This window comes from Nostocoides australiense Ben110 (assembly GCF_001050535.1).
GTDB classification, from domain to species: domain Bacteria; phylum Actinomycetota; class Actinomycetes; order Actinomycetales; family Dermatophilaceae; genus Nostocoides_A; species Nostocoides_A australiense.
Window position 1 is genome coordinate 3,941,747 of record NZ_HG764815.1, and the last position, 2,499, is coordinate 3,944,245.

The following is a 2,499-nucleotide window of genomic DNA, read 5'->3' on the forward strand; positions in this document are numbered from 1 at the left end:
CCGCCAGCATCGTCGGGCCGAGCCGGCGGACCCGCTTGTTGTACCCGGGTTGGTGCGGTACGTAGGGGAAGAGGTGGCGCAGGTTGGCGCGCACGTGCCGCACCCAGCGGGCTTCGTCATCGAATCCCAGGACCGCTGACAGCACCGCCATCGTCACCAACTCGGCGTCGCTGACCTGCGGTTTCATCCCGACCGCGGGTCGCCATGGCGCCAGTTCGGGGTGTCTCTTCAGCAGATCGTCAAGGGTCACATACAGTGCGGTGGCGAGGGTGTCCAGATCGGTGTCCACGAGAGCCTCCAGAGCTCGAGTTGCTTCGCAACACCGAGTCTGGGCACCCTCACCCCCGAGTCACATACGCCACACCAGTCACCTTGGAATCAATCATCTAGTGCGGCGTGACGGCGTGAAACCGGAAGACGTCGCGCTTGCAGTCGACCGTGACAGCCTCGAAACCTGTGTCCCGCAGTCGGTCCGGAAGCTCATCTGGGTCAACCAGTTGCAGGATGTCGCCCCAGTGGGCGACCGCGAACAGCGGCCCCCACCGACTGTCGCTACCGGCGAAGACTCCACCGGGCCGCAGCACCCGCCGGGCCTCGGCGAACAGCTGGTCCTGCAAGTCCCTGGTCGGCACGTGGTGCAGCATCGTGAAGCACACCACGGCATCGAAGACTTCGTCCGCCAAGGGCAGTTCCGCGGCGTCGGCATGGTGCACCTCCACGTCTGGCGCCCGCTCTCTCAGCGCGGCAGCGTCTGCCTCGTCGTACTCCACCGCGGTGAGGGAGCCCACGCGCGGACGAAGCCAGTCGGTCGTCAACCCGGGCCCACTGCCCAGCTCGAGCACCCGTGCGCCGTCCAGTTGCAGGGAGTCGGTGGCCCATGGCAGCAGGTCTCGCAGCCGCCAGCGCCACCGCGTCGACCGGCAATAGAGCCGGTGCACCAGGTTCACGGCGCCGCCGTCTGGCGACCGCTGTCATCATTGCTCACGTCAGTGACCGTCGTCCCCATGACCTTCCTCTTCGTCCGCATGACCTGGATCCTCGCGTGAGCCTCCGGCGGACGGCAGTTCGAGCTGCACCGGCGGCTGCTCGTCGACGACCGTGGGGGAGAAGCTGACCCCGTTCGGCGCTTCACCGACTGGAATCCTGGCAACCACCTTCAGTTCCTGAAGATCGATGACGGACACGTCGTTGCCGTAGATGTTAGTGACATAGGCGTGTCGCCCCGTGGGGTCCACGACCACTCCGTGTGCGCCTTGCCCGGCCTCCACGGCCCCAGTCACCTCGAACGCTTCCGTGTCGACCACCGAGACCGTCGTCCCTGGGACGTCCTCGGTCCCTTGGTTGGCGACCAGGAGGAGCCGCCCGTCGGGGCTGACGAAGGTCTGGATAGGCCCGGCCCCGACCGCTACCTTGCCGACCATCCGCCGCTTCTGCAGGTCAACCTTGGCGACGGCGTCCTCGCCGCTCAACGACGCGTAGACGAAGCGGCCGTCAGGTGAGAAGGCGACCTGGGCGGGCGCGGCGCCGACCTCGATGTCTGCAACTGTCTTTTTCCGGGCGGTGTCGATGACGCTCAGCGTGCGTCCGGCCACGTTGGCGACGACCACCCATCGACCGTCCGGGCTCGGCCGGAGCCCGTGCGGACCCTCGCCGACGGGAATCGTCGCGGAGGGCGTCATGGTTTCGGTGTCGATCGCGGTGACGGTGTCGTCCTCGCCGTTGCTCGTGTACGTGGTCGAGCCGTCCGGGCTGACCACGACGTGCGCAGGCATCGCACCTGTCGCCACCGTCCCATGAAGTTCCAGGGTCGCCGCGTCCACCATCGCCGCCACCGAGTCGTGTCCGCTGACCGCCCACAAAATGCGACCATCCGGCGCCACCTGTGACGTGTGTCTGAGTCTTTGAGACATTCCGCGGGATTAATTCCCAACCAAGGTGCGGTGGTGGTCATGACTGTTTTCCTTGGTGTGATCGACGGTAGTCGATCCGGTTCTGGCGTGCAGCGGCCATGCCCTCGCGTCGTGCCTGACGGATCTGCTCGCCTCGGCCGAGGTGTTCGTCCTCGGGGGTGACGTAGCCGATCCCGGCGTGCAGGCGCAGGGTGTTGTAGCGGTCCTTGACGAGGGTGAGCTCGGCCTCGAGTATGCCGGGGTCGGTGATCTTCTCCAGGTGCGGGTGCTCGGTCTTGGCGTGGCCGAAGAGGGACTCGATCCAGGGCTGGTCGGTCGGGGTGCCGGGACGGCCGAAGCGTTGAGCGATGTACACCCCGGCGAGGAACTCGCGGGTGGAGTGCGACCTCATCTGGGGTCCGTTGTCCGAGACGGTCAACAGCAGTGGTATCTGCTCGGTCTCGGCGATGGCCTTCTCGAGCGCGTCGGCCTGGCCGCTGCGCAGCGCAGCGACCAGGACCTTGCTGGCCTCGGCGTCACGGGCCTGGACCGTGGCCATCAGGCCCTGCTCATAGAGTGCCTCGAGGAAGCACACCTCGACCTGGGTGGA

At 66.8% G+C, this 2,499-nt stretch carries 3 protein-coding genes and 1 pseudogene; all 4 read right to left on the reverse strand.

The window, feature by feature from the left end:
* Nucleotides 1-289, reverse strand: a pseudogene (locus tag BN11_RS24420) (IS982 family transposase); the annotation flags it as partial.
* A gap of 97 nt (nucleotides 290-386) precedes the next feature.
* Nucleotides 387-947, reverse strand: a complete 561-nt coding sequence (locus BN11_RS19435) for a class I SAM-dependent methyltransferase (protein WP_048700024.1) — start codon at nucleotides 945-947, stop codon at nucleotides 387-389.
* Between the two features lie 39 nt (nucleotides 948-986).
* The gene (locus BN11_RS19440; RefSeq protein WP_083433896.1) at nucleotides 987-1,910 is read right to left on the reverse strand and encodes a YVTN family beta-propeller repeat protein; all 924 of its coding nucleotides are present in this window, start codon (nucleotides 1,908-1,910) and stop codon (nucleotides 987-989) included.
* Between the two features lie 37 nt (nucleotides 1,911-1,947).
* Nucleotides 1,948-2,499: integrase core domain-containing protein (locus BN11_RS19445; RefSeq protein ID WP_048700026.1), on the reverse strand; the 552-nt coding region annotated here is incomplete at its 5' end.

Bases quoted from the DNA above. Each gene is read 5' to 3' on its own strand.
- BN11_RS19440 (WP_083433896.1), bottom strand. From the start codon at position 1,910: ATGTCTCAAAGACTCAGACACACGTCACAGGTGGCGCCGGATGGTCGC.